This window comes from Silvibacterium dinghuense, assembly GCF_004123295.1.
Lineage (GTDB): Bacteria > Acidobacteriota > Terriglobia > Terriglobales > Acidobacteriaceae > Silvibacterium > Silvibacterium dinghuense.
Map to the genome: position 1 here is coordinate 111480 of NZ_SDMK01000001.1, position 17408 is coordinate 128887.

General features: G+C 61.5%; 15 protein-coding genes. 9 read left to right on the top strand and 6 right to left on the bottom strand.

From position 1 onward, the window contains the following. Nucleotides 1-15: 15 nt before the first annotated feature. Both ESZ00_RS00435 and ESZ00_RS00440 read left to right on the top strand, forming a co-directional pair. The gene (locus ESZ00_RS00435; protein WP_129206214.1) at nucleotides 16-840 is read left to right on the top strand and encodes a DUF6597 domain-containing transcriptional factor; all 825 of its coding nucleotides are present in this window, start codon (nucleotides 16-18) and stop codon (nucleotides 838-840) included. Between the two features lie 107 nt (nucleotides 841-947). Further along, nucleotides 948-1391, top strand: a complete 444-nt coding sequence (locus ESZ00_RS00440) for a VOC family protein (RefSeq protein WP_129206215.1) — start codon at nucleotides 948-950, stop codon at nucleotides 1389-1391. A gap of 134 nt (nucleotides 1392-1525) precedes the next feature. Here ESZ00_RS00440 and ESZ00_RS00445 read toward each other — a convergent pair whose 3' ends face one another. Further along, nucleotides 1526-3967, bottom strand: coding sequence for a serine/threonine-protein kinase (locus ESZ00_RS00445; protein ID WP_129206216.1), 2442 nt, complete (start codon nucleotides 3965-3967; stop codon nucleotides 1526-1528). Between the two features lie 114 nt (nucleotides 3968-4081). Between ESZ00_RS00445 and ESZ00_RS00450 the strand changes: the two genes are divergently transcribed. Then, nucleotides 4082-5284: a pepsin/retropepsin-like aspartic protease family protein gene (locus ESZ00_RS00450; RefSeq protein ID WP_129206217.1), complete on the top strand. Its 1203-nt coding sequence runs from the start codon at nucleotides 4082-4084 to the stop codon at nucleotides 5282-5284. 14 nt (nucleotides 5285-5298) lie between these two features. On the opposite strand, the gene ESZ00_RS00455 is transcribed toward ESZ00_RS00450, so the two are convergent. Beyond that, entirely contained in the window at nucleotides 5299-5919 is a 621-nt protein-coding gene (locus tag ESZ00_RS00455; protein WP_129206218.1) for a hypothetical protein, read from the bottom strand. A gap of 138 nt (nucleotides 5920-6057) precedes the next feature. Here ESZ00_RS00455 and ESZ00_RS00460 point away from each other — a divergent pair, with 138 nt between their 5' ends. Further along, a complete protein-coding gene (locus tag ESZ00_RS00460; protein WP_129206219.1) occupies nucleotides 6058-6237 on the top strand; it encodes a hypothetical protein in 180 nt (59 codons plus the stop codon). Between the two features lie 24 nt (nucleotides 6238-6261). Here the strand turns inward: ESZ00_RS00460 and ESZ00_RS00465 are convergent, their stop codons facing one another. The 3 genes from ESZ00_RS00465 to ESZ00_RS00475 all read right to left on the bottom strand — a co-directional run bounded on the left by ESZ00_RS00465 (nucleotide 6262) and on the right by ESZ00_RS00475 (nucleotide 11531). Continuing rightward, nucleotides 6262-6525, bottom strand: coding sequence for a hypothetical protein (locus tag ESZ00_RS00465; RefSeq protein WP_129206220.1), 264 nt, complete (start codon nucleotides 6523-6525; stop codon nucleotides 6262-6264). Nucleotides 6526-6555: 30 nt separating this feature from the next. Next, nucleotides 6556-8355 carry a sodium:solute symporter family protein gene (locus tag ESZ00_RS00470; RefSeq protein WP_129206221.1) on the bottom strand — a complete coding sequence of 600 codons (1800 nt, stop codon included), beginning with the start codon at nucleotides 8353-8355 and terminating at the stop codon, nucleotides 6556-6558. Nucleotides 8356-8636: 281 nt separating this feature from the next. Next, the gene (locus ESZ00_RS00475) at nucleotides 8637-11531 is read right to left on the bottom strand and encodes a protein kinase domain-containing protein (protein ID WP_164981262.1); all 2895 of its coding nucleotides are present in this window, start codon (nucleotides 11529-11531) and stop codon (nucleotides 8637-8639) included. 109 nt (nucleotides 11532-11640) lie between these two features. Here ESZ00_RS00475 and ESZ00_RS00480 point away from each other — a divergent pair, with 109 nt between their 5' ends. Together ESZ00_RS00480 and recR are read left to right on the top strand one after the other, a co-directional pair. After that, nucleotides 11641-12264, top strand: a complete 624-nt coding sequence (locus tag ESZ00_RS00480; RefSeq protein ID WP_204520138.1) for a GNAT family N-acetyltransferase — start codon at nucleotides 11641-11643, stop codon at nucleotides 12262-12264. A 44-nt stretch (nucleotides 12265-12308) separates the two neighbouring features. After that, the gene (recR, locus tag ESZ00_RS00485) at nucleotides 12309-12905 is read left to right on the top strand and encodes a recombination mediator RecR (protein WP_129206223.1); all 597 of its coding nucleotides are present in this window, start codon (nucleotides 12309-12311) and stop codon (nucleotides 12903-12905) included. Between the two features lie 152 nt (nucleotides 12906-13057). On the opposite strand, the gene ESZ00_RS00490 is transcribed toward recR, so the two are convergent. Continuing rightward, on the bottom strand, nucleotides 13058-13429 hold the full coding sequence (locus tag ESZ00_RS00490) for a response regulator transcription factor (protein WP_129206224.1): 372 nt from the start codon (nucleotides 13427-13429) through the stop codon (nucleotides 13058-13060). A gap of 389 nt (nucleotides 13430-13818) precedes the next feature. Between ESZ00_RS00490 and ESZ00_RS00495 the strand changes: the two genes are divergently transcribed. The 3 genes from ESZ00_RS00495 to ESZ00_RS00505 all read left to right on the top strand — a co-directional run bounded on the left by ESZ00_RS00495 (nucleotide 13819) and on the right by ESZ00_RS00505 (nucleotide 17399). Next, a complete protein-coding gene (locus ESZ00_RS00495; protein WP_129206225.1) occupies nucleotides 13819-15171 on the top strand; it encodes an ABC transporter ATP-binding protein in 1353 nt (450 codons plus the stop codon). Beyond that, nucleotides 15168-16919 carry an ABC transporter permease gene (locus tag ESZ00_RS00500; protein ID WP_229740855.1) on the top strand — a complete coding sequence of 584 codons (1752 nt, stop codon included), beginning with the start codon at nucleotides 15168-15170 and terminating at the stop codon, nucleotides 16917-16919. Before ESZ00_RS00495 ends, ESZ00_RS00500 begins: the two co-directional genes overlap by 4 nt. A gap of 66 nt (nucleotides 16920-16985) precedes the next feature. Further along, nucleotides 16986-17399, top strand: a complete 414-nt coding sequence (locus ESZ00_RS00505) for a VOC family protein (RefSeq protein WP_129206226.1) — start codon at nucleotides 16986-16988, stop codon at nucleotides 17397-17399. The last annotated feature ends 9 nt before the right edge of the window (nucleotides 17400-17408 follow it).

Genomic DNA, 17408 nt, shown 5'->3' on the forward strand with positions numbered 1-17408 from the left:
TCTCGCAGAGCTCCCATGCAGGCACTCTCCAGCCCACCTCCGCCGCTCGACCGCCTCATCTCCTGCTTCTGGTACTGGGAGACGACGCCCGGTTCTGCGCCTTCGCATGAGTTCGAACGGCTGATGCCAACCGGCGAGGCATCGCTGGTCGTGCAACTCAATCAGGAGCCGATCCGCGTCTACGACTGGCAGGACACCACACACTTCGGCAGTTTCGGGCATGCCGTACTGGCCGGACCACGCTCCGAACCCTTCGTCATTGAAACCAGCCAGCAGGAACGGGTCTTCGGCATCCAGTTCCATCCGGGTGGCACATTTCCCTTCTTTCGCGAACCGGGACGGGAGTTCTCCAATCGCGACGTATGCCTCTCCGATCTCTGGGGGCGCGGCGCAGACAGGTTGCGCGAGCGTCTGCTGGCCTGCGCATCTGTGCAGGCGATGTTCGCCGCCGCATCCGCTACGTTGCTCGAACAGCTTGTCCGGCCTCTCGCACTGCATCCCGCCGTGACGTATGCCGCCGCGCGCATGACCGCCGCGCCGCCGCGCGCTACCGTGGCTGCGCTCGCCGATGAGGTGGGATGGAGCCAGCGCCGGTTACTCGATATCTTTACCGAGCAGATCGGCCTGAGTCCGAAGAGCTTCTGCCGCGTGCGGCGCTTCCAGCGCGTGCTGCACGAAGTGCAGCGCACACGCTGCATGGACTGGCCGCAGATGGCGCTGGCATGCGGCTACTACGACCAGCCGCATTTTATCCATGATTTCCGCGCATTCTCAGGCTTTACACCAACCGAGTACAGCGCTCGCAAGACGCCGCACCTGAACCACGTTCCCCTGCTGTAATGCCCGATGAATCGACAACGGCAGGCGAGTGCCGATTTTTCCAATCCCGCAGCGCACCTCCCACGCAAAACTGGCAGCGTTGACTACGAAGACCCAAGGAGCAACCCATGGCCAAGACTATTCCTGACGGATACCACTCGATCCAGCCCTATCTCATCTTCAAAGGGGCGGCGGCGGCTATCGATTTCTACCAACGCGCATTCGGAGTGACAGAGCGGCTGCGCATGCCTCGGCCGGATGGACTCATCGCGCACGCCGAACTTGAATTCGGTGATTCCTGCATCATGCTGGCCGATGAGCACCCGGAGATCGGGGCACTGAGCCCGGAGTACTACGGCGGATCACCCGTAAGCCTCATGTTCTATGTAGACGATTGCGACGCGGTCTACCGGCAGGCACTGGCCGCAGGGGCGACCTCCACGCGTGAGCCGGCAGACCAGCCTTATGGCGACCGCATGGCCGGCGTGAAAGACCCGTTCGGCTACTCCTGGTACCTGGGGACGCATATCAAAGACCTGACGAAGAACGAGCTCGAAGCGCTGAAGATGTAGCGGCCCGAGCTGGTGCGTTCTCTCCCGAGTCTGAGAATCGAGACGTGGGGCACGGGCCATGCTTTTCTCGCGAAAAGAACGGATCGCGACCAAAGGGAGCGGAGGCCGAAGGCGATCCGCCCTGCGCGCAGCAGCTAGTTCTGGCGGAGCTGGCCCAGCAGCCGCTTCCAGTTCTTCTGATTGCGGCGGTACGTCTTCTTGAGGTCGTCGAGGATGCGCTCGAAGTCGCCGTGACCGTGCAGGCGGTTCCAGGCTGGATTTTTGGCGAACCACGGGTAATTCTCATTGCCGAGATAGATGGCGCGGCGCAGCCAGTGCAGCGCCTCGCTCTCGTCTCCATCGACAGCGAAGTAGGTAGCGAGGCGGTAAGCCATCTCGCTGTCGGCCTCGGCGGCGGCCATCGAGTCTTCCTCGATCAACCTGGCGGCGCGGTCTCGCTCTCCGACCATGGCATAGCACATGGCCAGCGTGGGGAAAGCCATGCGCATGCTCTCGTCGTCGCGGATGACCTCTTCCAATAGCTCGATGGCTCCGCGCAGCTCGCCCTTGCGCATGCGCTGGTATGCGACCGAGGTTCGCAGCAGCGGATGCTTCGGCTCAAGGGTAAGCCCCTTGTCGAGCTCTTCCTGTGCCAGCTCGAGCTGGTTCTGATACTGGTAAACGCGCGCGCGGTGGTTGTAGATCATGGGCGCGTTCGAGGGGTTCAGACTCAATGAGCGGTTGAACTGGTCGAGCGCCTCCTCGTACATGCCGTCGAGCCGCAGGGTCATGCCGGCGACCATGTGCACGTTCCAGTCATTGGAGGCGGACTGGAGCAGATTCTCGATGCCGTGACGCGCCGACTCCTTCTCGCCGCGCGAGAGCAGCATGTAGACGCGATAGAGATTGGCCTCGACCGAGCCGGGATCGATTTCGAGGGCGCGGTCGAAGGCGCGGCGCGCAGCCATCACGTGCAGGCGTCCGCCGAAGCCGTGGCGCACATACTGCAGATGTGTGATGCCGAGGCCGGTAAACGCTGGCGCAAAGTCGTTATCGCGTTCGGTGACACTTTCAAAAAGCTCACGGGCGCGGTCGAGATCAACCTTGCTGCCGGTACGCTGCATGAAGGACGAGAGCATGGCGCGAGCCTGCAGATACTCTTCCGAAAGATCTTCGGCAAGAGGCTGATTGCGGGCGCCGGTGCGCTCGGCCGAGGCGCTGAGCTGGCCGAGACCCTGGAGCGAACTGAAGACCTCGTTGCAGATCTCTGTCTGCACGGCGATGAGATCGAAGGACGGAACGCTGATGGCGCCGCCGGCGCGGACGCTCTCACCAGGAACATTGAGCAGCTGCCAATTAAGGTCGAATCCCTGATCGGAACGGAAGAAATTGCCGGCAAGCACCCATTCGACGAGCAGCTTGTGGCCGATAGCGAGCGGGTCCATCTGCGATACGGGCAGGTGCATGAGGGCGCTCGAAGGACGGACGACAAGCGAGGACATGCGGGCCAGACGCGCAGCGATGGCATCAGCAAGAGCATAGCCATAGAGCGGCGCGACCTGCGCAGGGCCGAAGTTCTGGAAAGGAAGAACGAGAATGGTATTCTCCTTCTCCTTCTGGTCGGCGGACTCGCGGAAACGCTCGGCCAGCATCGAAAGCAGACCGGTGGCGCGCTTCTCCGCTTCGGCAGTCGAGGGCGGCAGATTCGCCGCGGCATCGCCGGGAATGATGCCGGTCTCGATCTGGAGCGCCTTCATGATGGTTTTGAGACCTTCGCGGACGTCGGCAGCACTGGCATAGCGCTCGGCAGGAATCTTCTGCAGGCAGCGGAAGATGAGTGAACTGAGCTCGGTCGGCGCTTCGAGAGGCGCGGGATCGGCGAACTGGATGGCGCGGATGCTCTGGAACTCGTCTCCGTCCGGGCGGGCAAAGGGATGGCGGCCGCTGGCCAGCTCATAAAGGATGACACCGAGGGCCCAGAGGTCGCTCTGCACGCTGCTGTGGCCGGTAACAAACTGCTCCGGAGCCATGTAAGCGATGGTGCCGCCGCGCGCGGTATAGGTTGCGGCGACCGGGCCCACCTTGCGGCGCGAGGGCTTGGCCGGGTCGAATTCCGCCTCTTCAGGATTGAGACGGCGGGCGAGGCCGAAATCGAGGATCTTGGCCAGGCCGCCGTCGGTCAGCATGACGTTGGCGGGCTTGAGGTCGCGGTGAAAGATGCCGAGCGAATGGGCAGCCGAGAGACCGTCGGCGATCTGGATGCCGACAGAGAGAACGAGCTGGAGGCTCGAGGGGCCGCGGGCGATAAGCTTGTCCAGCGACTGGCCGGGCACATACTGCATGACGATGAAGGCTTCCTCGCCTTCTTCACCTACCTCGTAGATAGCGCAGACGTTAGGGTGCTCGATGGCCGAGGCCATGCGGGCCTCTCGGAGCACGGTGGTGCGCATCTGCTCGAGGGTAAGGGAGCCCCGCTTGAGGACCTTGAGCACGACTGGCCGCATCAGGAGGGTGTCATTTGCCAGGTAAACGACGCCGCTGCCGCCGGCGCCGATACGCCGCACCAGCTGGTAGTGCTCAATCATCCGATTTTTCATGCTGTTTCCAGTGTATCGGCAGGGGGATAAAGGACTTGTAATTCCATCCGGCAGACGGTGGAAAAGCGCCAGGAAAGAGTACCGTTCCGGGTTCCAGCAACGCCGGATGAGATTATGCTGGCTGTGATGCCGCGGTACTTCCCTTCTCTTGCCTGTTTTCTGCTCACTGGCCTGCTCCTGACGTCTTCCGCATCTCCGGAACTCCGGGCCCAGGCTGTCCAGAATCCTGACGTGCTGGTCGCAGCGCACGACTGGCCGGGACTGGCCGCGATGCTGCAGTCCTCAAGCCATGAAGCTCCGGAGGGGCGATTCTACCGCGGGCTGCTGCTGGAACACGAGGGCCAGTTCGAAGCGAGCCGGGCGGAGCTGACCCCACTGCTCGCAGAGCTGGCGCAAGGTTCGGATCGCAGGCGCGAGGCGCTGGCTCGGATGGCGCTGGCAGAAGATGCGGCGCGGCTCTTCGACTCCAAGGCGGCGGGTGAGGAATTTGCCGCGGTGCGGCAATGCTGCGCGGCAGTGCTCACAGAAGTTGAACGAACGCGGGCGGAGAGCGGCGCGGCGATCTATCCGCTGCTGGCTGGAACTCCAGCCATGACGCTCGAGAAGACAGCAGGCCTTTCGGTCCCGCTGGGCCGCACCGGGAGCGGGCTGCGCGAGGCGACAGTTTATGTGGACGGGCATGCGAGCCGGTGGCTTTTTGCCCCGGCTGCACCGCTGGCAGTGCTCTCGCATGCGCAGGCCAAGACAATCGGCCTCAAAACACTGGGGGCAGTTCCTATCACCGGACGCGGCGACAAGCCGATGGCAGCAGAGGTCGCAGTCATTCCGCAATTACGCTTCGGCGGAGCACTTTTCCGCACGGTACCGGTGTTGCTTTGCAGTGACGAGGCACTGCCAGATGGAGTAGACGGTGTGCTTCCGCTGCCGCTGCTGGCCATGCTGGGAACAATAACGGCGACGGACGACGATCATCTCAGAGTGCGCGACACGGGTATTCCGGCAGACGGCGCGGCACTTTTTGAAGAGGATGGACAGCTGCTGGCGGAGACAACGGATGGGATGCTGTTCGCAATCGATCCGGTGAAGCTCACTTCTGCACTAAGCCCCCGGCTGAAACCTGCCGCAGGCGCAAAAGACGGCAACCTGACGCTCCACTTCGGACCGGTTGAGGCAGATTTTCTGCAACTAGGATTCAGCAAAAATGAGAGCCCTACTTCGTTCGCAGGCACACTGGGCGACGATGCGCTCGATCAGCTGGCAGGCTACAGCTTCGATTTTCACGCGATGCGGTTCACAGTACAGGTCCATCCCCAATGAGGGACAGATGTTCTTCAATGGCTGGGCTTGAGCCCGTCGAGAACCTGGAAAAAGAGCGGGACATTTCTCTGTGAACCCGCGTAGTTGGCCAGCCAGCCGTCCTTCTCCGAGACACAGGCAATCGCTGCTCCGGCATGAAGACCGTCCTGGGCCTGACGGGGTGTGGCTTGCAGGCACTGCGCGGTCGCGGGCAGGTTCGCGGGAACCGCGAGACTGAAATCCGAAGCCGGATGGGACTCGCGGAAGAGCTCCTCCCACTGTGCCGCCTGTTGCGTAGAGGTGCTGTGCGCATCCGGGAGCAGCAGGTTGATGTACATCAGCTCCGGCCCCCGGGCTTCGATGTTCAATGTCTTTGGAGGTTTTTCAAGCGTAACTCCCTGCGGATTGGCAGGATAATCTTCCTTGACCGCACTCAGATCCGCAGTCCATCCCCAGGGGACGCTCACGCGGAGACCGCGATAGTCCACAGCCTGACCATGCATGATGTGCCAGCCCAGCGACATGAGCACCGGCGCATAGTAGATGGCGGCAAACACGATGGGGATACAGATCAGCAGAAAGATGCGGCCGGCGCGGGGAAACCGGGGCGCCATGGTACGGTCGAGTTCACTGAGTGTTTCGCTTCCTACAGACATGGGCAAACGATCCCGGGCATAAAACCCAGCACTGATTTTTGCATGAATGCCATAGAACGAAATGGCCTAAATGTGGCATAGAAATCTCTTCCGCCTCAGGAAGAGACAGCTGCATCCTATGTTCCCAAAGGAGAATCGATGCCGAACGAAGTCCTCTCCCCACACAAGACCTGCGCTCACCAGAGCTGCCGGTGCCTGGTAGAAGATGACCGGCTCTACTGCGGGCCATGGTGCGAAGGGGCAAAGCGGCACATCGAGGCGGTAGCCTGCGAGTGCGGTCATCCTGCCTGCCAGGACACGATGACCGAGCTCGAGTAGCTGTTCCTGCCGATAGATATTGAATTAGTGGCCGTGTCCCCGGCCCTGATTGAGCGGGCGAGCGGTGCCATCGACCGGCTCCGCCTGCTGGTGCGCATCGGCACGCCGCCCCAGCAGGAACATGGTTAGCCCGAAAACCAGCATCACCACACCCCAGATCAGATTGATATCCATGCCGGACGAGCGCTGGTAGATAGCCGAACCCCGGGTAACAAGACCGAAGATGGTCAGGATGGCACCGACGATGGTGAACATCAGGCCCATAGGGATGCGCAGATCGAGATTCATCGTATATGTCCTCGCTTTCCTTTCCGGTCTTTACTTAAATATCAGGTTGAGCGCGATCAGCATGGCAATGAGGCCGACGGCAATCACCTTGGGACGCGCATACCAGGCCATGTGATGCTCCACCGGCTTGGGTGTGAGCGAGTAGACCAGACCGACCAATTGCGACTCGGGATGCGGCTTGGTCACCAGGCTGAGGAGCGCGGTGAGCACGAAGTTGGTGGAGAAGGCCCAGATTGCAGTCCAGAAATTCTGCGCCATTTCGCTCGGATAGAGATGCATGACCGTGATCCAGCCGCCATGGATGCCGGGGTGGGCGTCCGCCGGCAGGGTGAGGCCGTGATGAATGATCGCTGCCACCGTGCCGCTGACCAGGCCGATGAAGGCCGCGTGTCCTGTGGTGCGCTTCCAGAACATGCCCAGCAGGAAGGTCGCGAAGAGCGGCGCGTTCACGAAGGAGAAGACCAGCTGCAGGGTATCCATGATGTTGTTGAAGCCCATGGCAGCGTAGGCCGTCATCATCGACAACAATATGCCTCCGACCGTCGCCCAGCGGCCCATCTTGAGATAGTGCGCATCGCTCGCATTCTTCTTGATGTAGGACTGGTAGAGATCGTAGGTCCAGACGGTGTTGAAGGCTGTGACGTTGCCCGCCATGCCGGACATGAAGCTGGCCAGCAGCGCGGTGAGGCCGAGGCCCAGAATACCCGTCGGGAAGTAATGCAGCAGCATGTTGGGGATGGCGAGATCGTAGTCGAGCAGCGGCTGGCCGTGCTCGTCATACATCACCTTGCCGTTCACCGGGTCAACCTTCGCAGGAATCAGGCCCTTGCCCATGGCTGCCGGATCGCCGGCATGCGCACCCGCGCTCATGGCCGTAGCATGGCTGGTGATTGCCGGGGTCGCAATCGCGATCAGGCCGGGCAGGATGACGAGGAACGGAAACAGCATCTTCGGGATTGCGGCGATGAGCGGCACGCGGCGCGCCGACTCTTCGGTGTCCGTAGCCATGGCGGTCTGGATCACAAGAAAGTCCGTGCACCAGTAGCCGAACGAAAGCACGAAGGCCAGCCCCATGGACAATCCAAACCATTCGACACCCAACGGATTGGTATGGGCATTCGTCATGCCACGCCAGGAATGCGTATAGGCCGCGGGGAGCGCAGCCTTCAGGCCGTTCCAGCCGCCTACATTCTTGAGGCCCACCCAGACCAGCGGCGCGAAGCCGGCAACGATGAGGAAGAACTGCAACACCTCGTTGTAAATGGCGCTGGTGAGACCGCCGAGGAAGATGTAGCCGAGCACAATGATCGCCGAAAGGACGATGGCGAAGTGGAAGATCCAGCCCAACGGCAGTCCCAGGTGGATAAAGAGTCCATCGAAGACATGCAGGGTCTGGATGAGGCGGGCCATCGCGTACATCGAGATACCGGAAGAGAAAACGGTCATCACCGCGAACGAACAGGCGTTGTAGGCGCGGGTCTTTTCATCGAAGCGCAGGCGGAGAAACTCGGGTACCGAGCGCGCCTTGGAGCCATAGTAGAACGGCATCATGAAGACGCCGACGAAGATCATCGCGGGGATGGCGCCGATCCAGTAAAAGTGGCTGGTGGCGATGCCGTACTTCGCGCCCGAGGCGCCCATGCCGATGACTTCCTGCGCGCCAAGATTGGCCGAGATAAAGGCGAGGCCGCAGATCCAGGCTGGCAGGCTGCGCCCGGCCTGGAAGAAGTCTTTGCTGGTCTTCATGAACCGCTTGAGCGCAAAGCCAATGCCAAGCACGAACACGAAGTACAGCAGCATGATGAGCCAGTCGATAAGTGTCAGGTTCACGTCTACTCTCAACCCCACGGAATTTGAACGGCGCCGGTCGAAGATCGGTCAGTGATCCGATCAGGGCTTGCCGGCGCTCTGCCCAGTCTCATTGCATGGTACTGCCGCAACCCGCGGCGGCCGGACACAGACGTGGCGGAAACAGGATCGAGAGGGATCTACCTGTCAGGAGCGACGCGATGCCGGAGGTGCGGGAGTTGGAACAGTGCCTTTCGCGTCAATGTACACGTTTTCATCATGCCTGGGCAATGCACAATCACAGCGCAACGGCATAACAGGCTCTAACGCTTCAAAGCATCGGCCTCTGAGCGAGCACTCATCAGGGGTGGAAGCCAGGCATCCCCGTTCTTCCATGCCTCCAGAAAGTCGGCATATTCCTTCTCTGCAGCAGCCTTGTCACCTCCCAGAGCTTCCGCGCGGGCAAGACCAAGCATGCTGAGCGCATAGGCGACGTTCATGCCCGGCTGCTGCGAAAGGACAAAGGCACTCCGGCTGGCGAGCGGAATGCGGAAAGCGGATTCAGCCTCGATGCCTTCTTTCTGATCGAGATGGGCAAGGCCGCGCAGGTAGCTGGAGATGCCGAGCGTCTCGTAGCCTTCGGCGGCACTCAGAGCATGCAGGGCGGCATCCGGATGGTGCCGTTCGAGTTCAATTACGGCGGCAATATCCGGCAGATAGACATGGTTGATGAGCGTGTCCTGCGGATAGCTTGCTGCGAGCGATGTCTCGATGGACTGCGCCTTCGCCGCATCGCCGCAGAGGGCATAAGCGATGGCGGCGGTTCCCTGCATGAAGCGATCCCGGTCGCGGTGCATGGCGAGATTGAGCGCATCCGCAGAACCGTCGCAATGCCGGGCAAGCGCGGCGTCGAGCGTGCGCTGGGCCATCATCATGGCGGTGGCATTCTGCATGCCCTGCTGCTCCATCTGGCGGACGGCACGCTGCCAGTCGTCGCCAGCCCTGGAAAAGCGTCCTTCCGACTCATCGAGCAGGGCGGCCTGCGAGTTCACCAGAAAACCGTCCGTGCGATCCCGCGCCCATTCGAGCTGGCGCTCGACCTCTACGCGGTCGCCGGTCAGCCACGCGGTGAAGATCCATGTCCCGCGAATCGACCCGTCATCGGCGAGACCGAGCGAAGCAGCCTTCTCATAAAGTGCCCTGGCCTCGCTGAAGCGGTTGAGGGCAGTGAGAGCCAGCAGCGCGTTCACATAGCCGGAACCCTTCTGCGGGTTCATGGCAATGGCCTTCTGCGCCTGCTCGTATGCCTCCTGATATTTACCCAGGGTCAGATAAGCACCGGAGAGATCGGTCGGCGCGAGCGGCTCCTGCGGATAATTCTGAGCATAAAGGCGCAGGGCGTCGATGGCCTCGGGCAGATCGCCGGTGACATTCAGCGAGTCCTGAATGCGGATGTAGAGCTGTTCCCGCTCGCTGACCCCGCTGGAGAGCGTAAAGGCATGGGCAATCGCGGTATCGCCCTCGGAGGGGCTGCCGATGGCCACCTGCGCGACGCCCATGCGGGCATAGGCCATGGCAAATTGGGGATCGAGCTCGAGAGCACGCTGATACTGGCGGATGCTCTGAGCAAAGTTCGCATGCGCCAGCTCGCGCTCGCCGGCGGAGTAGGCGCGGAAAGCATCGGCCGATGCCGTCGTCGCCGGCTTCACCTCATTCGCGGCGGCTGGAGGCGCCGAGGCCAGGCTCTCTTCCATGTGAGCGCGCAGCTCTTCGGCAGCTTCGCGCAGGGCGCTGAGCACATGCCGTTTGCTGTCGGCCTGCGCCTGGGCGCGGGCGAACACATCGCCCGTCGCAGCGTGCTGAGCTTCCAGGGTCACGAGATAATCGCTGCCGATAGCCGAGATCGTACCGTTCACCACCGCGGCATCGCCTTCGCGCTCTGCAATGTCGCGCGCCACAGCCGGTGTGATGTGCGCATCGGAGGGCTGCACGAGATAGGCGAGCATATCGTGGAGGCGGGCATCGCCGACGACGGTGAGCTGCGGGGAGCGGCCAAGCTCGAAGCTGAGCGTCTGACGGAGCGTTCCCTCAAAAGCCGCGTCCCCGGTGTGGTTGGTGAACTCGGAGATGACGACAGCGGCTGGCTGAGCCACCTTCGCGACCGGGCGATTGCTCCACCAGTGATATCCACCCCAGCCCATTCCAATCACCGCCAGGAGAATCCATGCAAGCAGAGCGATCCGGCGGCCACGCCGCGATCCTCCGGGCTGAGGGAAGCCATCGGCGACCCGGACCGGCCTGGTAAAACGCGTTGCGGCGGTAGCCCCGGAGAAGACGGCCTGCATCTTTTGCAGGTCCGCACGGAGATCGGCAGCCGAAGCGTAGCGTTTCTCGCGATCCTTGGCCAGCGCCTTGAAGATCACTCGCTCAAGCTCGCGAGGAAAGCGTGGCTGCCGGCTGCGGATGGGTTCGGGATCCTGCGTCAGCAGAGCTGCAAAAATTTCCGCCACAGAGTTGCCGTAGAACGGCGTGTTGCCGGTCGCCATTTCGAAGAGCACCACACCGGCGGAGAACACGTCGGCGCGGGCATCCACGACCTCACCGCGCGCCTGCTCGGGAGACATGTAGGCAAAGGTACCGAGCGTGGTGCCATGGTCGGTAAGAGTCACCGTCGCCCCCGGCACCATCTCCTCCATGGTGTCAGAAGTCGCCAAAGCCAGAGCGGTGCGTTTGGCAATGCCGAAATCCAGCACCTTGAGTACGCCGTTGCCGTGCTGGAGCCGAGTCACGAAAAGATTGCTCGCCTTGATGTCGCGGTGAAGAATGCCTCGGCTATGTGCTTCGATGAGTCCCGAACAAAGCTGAACGCCGTAATCGAGAAGGCTCTCTACCGAGATGGGATGGCCATTGATGAGCTGCTTGAGCGTCTTCCCCTCGAGCAGCTCCATGACCAGGTAAGGCTGGCCATCCTGTTCGCCAACGTCATAGATCGTGCAGATATTGGGGTGGTTCAGAGCGGAGGAAGCGCGGGCTTCGCGCAGGAAGCGTTCCTGGGACGCAGCAGTCGACGTGCCTTCTCCCAGGAAGTTGTCGGCAACGACCTTGAGGGCCACGTCACGGTTCAGGCGTCGATCGCGGGCGCGATAGACGAGCCCCATGCCACCATGCCCAATCTGCTCAACGATTTCGTACGGACCAAATCTGTGATGTGTATGCATACTCCGCGGGGAGTGTGTAGATGGTGCGAATGTTTTGGCCGGGGACCTTTTCCATCTTAGACCGCAAGCGGGCATACGGATAGCCGCATTTCGCTACACTTGCCCCATCATGACCTCTGCCGCCATCATGGCCGTCGCCCCGGCCACACTCACAGGAAAACACGTACAGCTGGAACCGATGACCATGGAGCATTTCGAGGCGCTCTCCGAGGTGGCTTTCGATCCAGCCATCTGGCGCTGGATGCCACTGCGGGTAGAGAACCCGGCGGATCTGCGCTCCTGGATGAATCAGGCCATAGAGCAGGCTGCCGCAGGCAAGGCGCTGCCCTGGGTGACGCGCTCGCTCGCCGATGGCCGGCTGGTGGGTTCCACCCGCTTCCTGGATATCGACACGCGCAACCGGGGGCTTGAGATCGGCTCGACCTGGATCTCCGCGCAGTATCAGAGAACGGGCATCAATGTAGAGGCCAAACTGCTGCAGCTGACTCATGCCTTCGAGACCATGGGGGCGATCCGCGTGGCGCTGAAGACGCACCACGAGAATCAGCGTTCGCAGACCGCGATCGCGGCGCTGGGAGCGACGCGCGAAGGTGTCTTCCGCAATCACATGATCCAGCCCGACGGAAGCATCCGGCATACAGTGTGGTTTTCGATCACCCGGGAGGACTGGCCCGAGGTGAAGCAGCGGCTTGAAGCCAGACTCGCGGGCGGCAGGGCAGTCGCTGCATCCTGACCCGGACTCTGCTACAAACAGAACGGGAGTGCATCAGAACTAACGTGTCTCGTTTTGCCGAACCCCTCACCCGTCTCATCGAAGAGCTGCGCAAACTGCCGGGCATCGGCAACAAGAGCGCCCAGCGGCTTGCCTTTCATATTCTCCGCGCCAGCGCCGAAGACGCCGAACTGCTGGCTGCCGCGGTGCGCGATGTAAAGGCCCAGCTTCAGCTCTGCTCGGTGTGCAATAACATCACCGATGTCGATCCCTGCCTATATTGCAGCAGCCCCGCGCGCAACCAGCACCTGGTGTGCGTGATCGAGGAACCGACCAATATCTCGACGGTCGAGAAGACGCGCTACAGCGGCGTCTATCATGTGCTGCACGGCACCCTGTCTCCCCTGCATGGTGTCGGACCGGAACAGCTGCGCATTGCCGGACTTGAAGCCCGGGTAGCCGCAGGCGGCATCGAAGAGGTTATCCTGGCCACCTCGCCGACTGTGGAAGGCGAGGCTACGGCACATTATCTTGCCGATCTGCTGCGAAGCAGCGGCGTCAGGATCAGCAGGATTGCCACCGGAGTGCCGGCAGGCAGCGATATCGAATATGCGGATGAGGTATCGATGTCGCGGGCGATGGATGGACGGCGAGAGATGTAAAAACGAGCAGCCAGTCGCAAAAACGGCCAGCAGTCAGTGAAACTCAGCCGGATGGAAATACTGACCGCTTCATCACTGGCCGTCTTTATCACTGACTGTTGGCATGCTGCCGGGCCGCGACCGAAGGCACAGGGCGCCTGGACGGGCAGTCCTTAAGCGCGCAGGCGGGCGAGCAGATCCTGAGGATGGACGGGCTTGGCGAGAATCTCGAACTCGTGACCCTGCACGCGGGCGCGGTCGAGCAGATCGGCAGTCGCAGCCTGTCCGGAGAAGAGCAGGATCTTGCATGAGGGCAGGAAGCTGCGAATCTTGATTGCGGCATCGATGCCATTCAGATCGGTCATGATGACGTCGCTGATGAGCATGTCCGGGGCCCATTCTCTGGCTGCGTCGACAGCCTTCTCGCCGCTGTACACAGCGCGAGCTTCAAAACCGCTCTGATTGAGAATGATGGCCAGGGTATCGGCAATCACACGTTCGTCGTCAGCTACCAGTACCTTGGGTCTTGCCAGGGTTTCGGGCATTCGCTCTTTTTCTTCGCTTTCTTGGCTTGAATGAATCGGAAGATGTTTGATCTTCCCTCAAAATCGCGGATTGACTTCGAGCAACGTGCGCACGAATCCAACACAATCCTATACACACACCCGCCCGTCCCCCAGTGTTTTTTCAAACCGGAAAACAGGCTCCTCTGATGATACCCTGTCCCCAGGAGGATGCTTCATCTTCCTGCAATCAAAACAACTTACTAATAAGCCAGAAATAAAACCACAACCCCCGGAAACGCTGCCTCGCCGGCACAACGACGGTCTCTCAAATACCTCATTGTCTGTTTCCGTTGTTTCTCTCCGGTCTCATCCCAGTCTGCGGACTGGCCCGGCTCCCGGGACTACTTTCTTGGAAATGGAATTCAGCGATGGCCGAACCGATCATTCGCGCGCAACAGGTGGAAAAGTTTTATTCCCAGCCCAGCGAGAACCGCATTCAGGTGATCTCGCCAACGGACCTGTCCATCGTTCCCGGGGAGATTGTGGCGCTGCTCGGGCCATCAGGCTCCGGTAAATCGACGCTGCTGCGCATGCTCGCCGGGCTCTCGCAGCCCTCAGCCGGCGAGGTCTACTGGCACGGCAAGCCAATCTCGACGGTGCAGATCAACGTGTCCATCGTCTTCCAGAGTTTCGCGCTCTTTCCCTGGCTGACGGTGCTTGAAAACGTCGAGGCGCCACTGAAGGCGCGCGGCATGGCCGCAGCCGAGCGGCGCGAGCGCAGCCTCAAAATCCTGGACACGGTCGGTCTCGACGGCTTCCAGGCAGCGTATCCCAAGGAACTCTCCGGCGGCATGCGGCAGCGTGTCGGCTTTGCCCGTGCGCTGGTCGTGGAGCCTGAAGTCCTCTTCATGGACGAGCCATTTTCAGCGCTCGACGTGCTGACGGCCGAAAACCTGCGCAGCGAACTGCTCGAACTGTGGCAGAAGAAGACGATCCCCACGCAGGCAATCTTCATCGTCACCCACAACATCGAGGAAGCGGTACTGCTGGCCGACCGCATCATCGTGCTGGGACGCAACCCGGGACACGTGCGCACCGACTTCAAGGTGACGAACCTCGTGCATCCCCGCGACCGAAAGAGCCCGGCCTTCACCCAGCTGGTCGATTACATCTACAAGGTACTCACACGGCCCGATGTCTCTCCGGCCGAGATGCCCCGGCTGCAGCCAGGCCGTCGCAATGTGCGCGACCAGCGACAGATGCACTACGAGATGCTGCCGCATGCGCGTCCAGGCGGCATTGCCGGCCTGCTCGAGCTGATCATCGATCTCGGCGGACGGGCAGATATCTACAAACTGGCCGACGAGCTGGCCTTCGAGATCGACGATCTGTTGCCGATTGTCGAAGCGGCGAGCCTGCTGAAGTTCCTCAAGGTGGAAGAGGGCGACGTGAACATCACCCCGGCGGGGCACGAGTTCGCCGAGTCGGAGATTCTCAAGCAGAAGGAGCTCTTCCACAAGGCGGCGCTCGAAAATGTCCTGCTGCTGCGGCAGATCACGCGCGCGCTCAGCAACAAGAGCGATCACACCGTGCCCGAGGAGTTCTTCCTCGACATGCTCGACGAGCAGTTCAGCGAAGAAGAGACGCAGCGCCAGCTGGAAACAGCGATCAACTGGGGCCGTTACGCCGAGCTCTTCGACTTCGACGCCGGACGGCGGCGCTTCATTCTGCCGGAGGTGGAAGAACCCTCGGAAGAGACGGAGGAGGTCACCTCCGAGTGAAGACGCGCAACCAAACCTTCTCGCGCGAGCTGGTCATCGAGCGAACCTGGCCGTTTTTCATGGACCTCACGGTCGCGGCAGCCCTGCTGGCCGGCTTCTATGCCATCCTGTGGATCGCCAGGTTCTGGTTCAGCGGCGCGATCCCCGAGGTACAGATTTATCGCTCGCCCTCGCATCTGCCGCTCTACGCGTTTTACTCGACAGTACGCATCTTCGTCGCCTACCTGCTGAGCCTGGGCTTCGCGATCGCGTATGGCTACACCGCTGCGTATAACAAGCGCTTCGAAGCGCTGATGATCGCCATTCTCGACATCCTGCAATCGATCCCGGTTCTCAGCTTCCTGCCCGGCGTGATGCTGGCCATGATGTCGCTCTTCCCTTCCCGACAGATCGGCATCGAGCTGGGCGCGATCCTGCTGATTTTTACCGGCGAAGTCTGGAACATGGCCTTCAGCTTCTACAGCTCCCTCAAGAGCATTCCGCGCGAGCTGAATGAGGCCTGCAGCATCAACCGCTTCTCGCGCTGGCAGCGGCTCTTCCAGCTGGAGCTGCCTTTCGCCACCATCGGCCTGGTGTGGAATTCGATGGTTTCGGTCGCGAGCGGCTGGTTCTTCCTGATGGTCTGCGAGATGTTCCCGGTCGGAAGCAGAAATTTCCGCCTGCCCGGACTCGGCTCCTACCTGCAGACCGCCGCCGCCGATGGCGACAAAATGGCGATGGTCTACGGCCTGATCACGATGGTGCTGATTATCGTGATGACCGACCAGCTGCTGTGGCGGCCCATCATTGCCTGGAGCGACAAGTTCAAGTTTGAGAGTGTCGAATCCTCGGTGCGGATCACCTCGCCGGTACTGCACCTGATCCGCAACTCCAATCTTCTGGGCACGCTGCATCGTACGGCGTTTACTCCCATCAGCGAGGGCTTTTACCGGCGCGTTGCACAACGCACGGAACAGCGCATCACGCGGCAGGTGACACAGAAAGCCGGCACCCGGCCACGCTCCGCGGTTCTGTTCGTCGTGCTGGGCATCTTTCTCGCTGCAGCGATTGTCTATGCCGCAGTTCGCGCTGTCCTGCTGCTGCACAACATCCATGGCCACGAGGTCGTTGCCCTGTTTGAGGGCGCAGGCATGACTTTCCTGCGCGTGAACCTCTCGCTGCTGCTGGCCTCGGCGTGGACGATTCCCGTGGGCGTCGCCATCGGCTTCCATCCGAAGCTCGCGAATATCACGCAGCCACTGGCGCAGATCGCCGCATCGTTCCCGGCTACGGCGCTCTTTCCCGTGATTCTGCTGGCGCTGACGCATGTCGGGCTGGGACTGGGCATCGGCTCCGTGGCCCTGATGATGCTGGGCACCCAGTGGTACATCCTGTTCAACGTGATTGCCGGCGCGATGGCTATTCCTTCGGACATGAAGGAGGTCGCCGACATCTTCCACTTCTCGAGCCTGCAGCGCTGGACGACGGTGATCCTGCCGGGGATCTTCCCCTTTCTGATCACCGGGCTGGTTACGGCTTCAGGCGGCGCGTGGAACGCGTCGATCGTGGCCGAGTACTTCCAGCTGAAGGACAAGACGCTGACCACGACCGGGCTGGGATCGCAGATCAGCCTGGCCAGCAACCAGGGCAACTTCCCCACGCTGCTGCTAGCTACGATCATCATGGCTCTCATGGTGGTGACGATCAACCGGCTGGTGTGGCGTCCGCTTTACCGTCTGGCGGAGACGAAGTACCGGCTCGAAGGCTAAGATTCAGGGCGTGCCAGCGGCATGCCCTGTTCTGGTATCCTCGCGGGCATGCCGCTGGAGACTCCTATGGCTGCCTTCCCCTACACGCTTGCTCCCTGGCTGAATGTCCGCGCAAGCTCGAGCCCCAGCGCGCTGGAGTTTTACAAAGCCGCGCTCGGAGCCGAAGAGCGCTTTCACGTGGATGATGGGGATGGGCACATCGTCGCCCGGCTCTCGATCCATGGCGCAGAATTCTGGCTCTCCGATGAGTCTCCGGAGCATGGCAACTACAGCCCGGAGAGCATTCATGGCTGCTCGGTGCGCCTGATCCTTTCTGTTCCCGATCCAGACGCAAGGGTCGCACGCGCAGTAGAGATGGGCGCAGAGCTGCTTTGCCCTGTGCAGGAAGACCATGGTTGGCGTGTCGGACGCATCCGGGACCCATTCGGCCATATCTGGGAAATCGCGCGTCCTCCGTCCTCCGCAGAGCTGACAGGGTAGCGGTTGCGA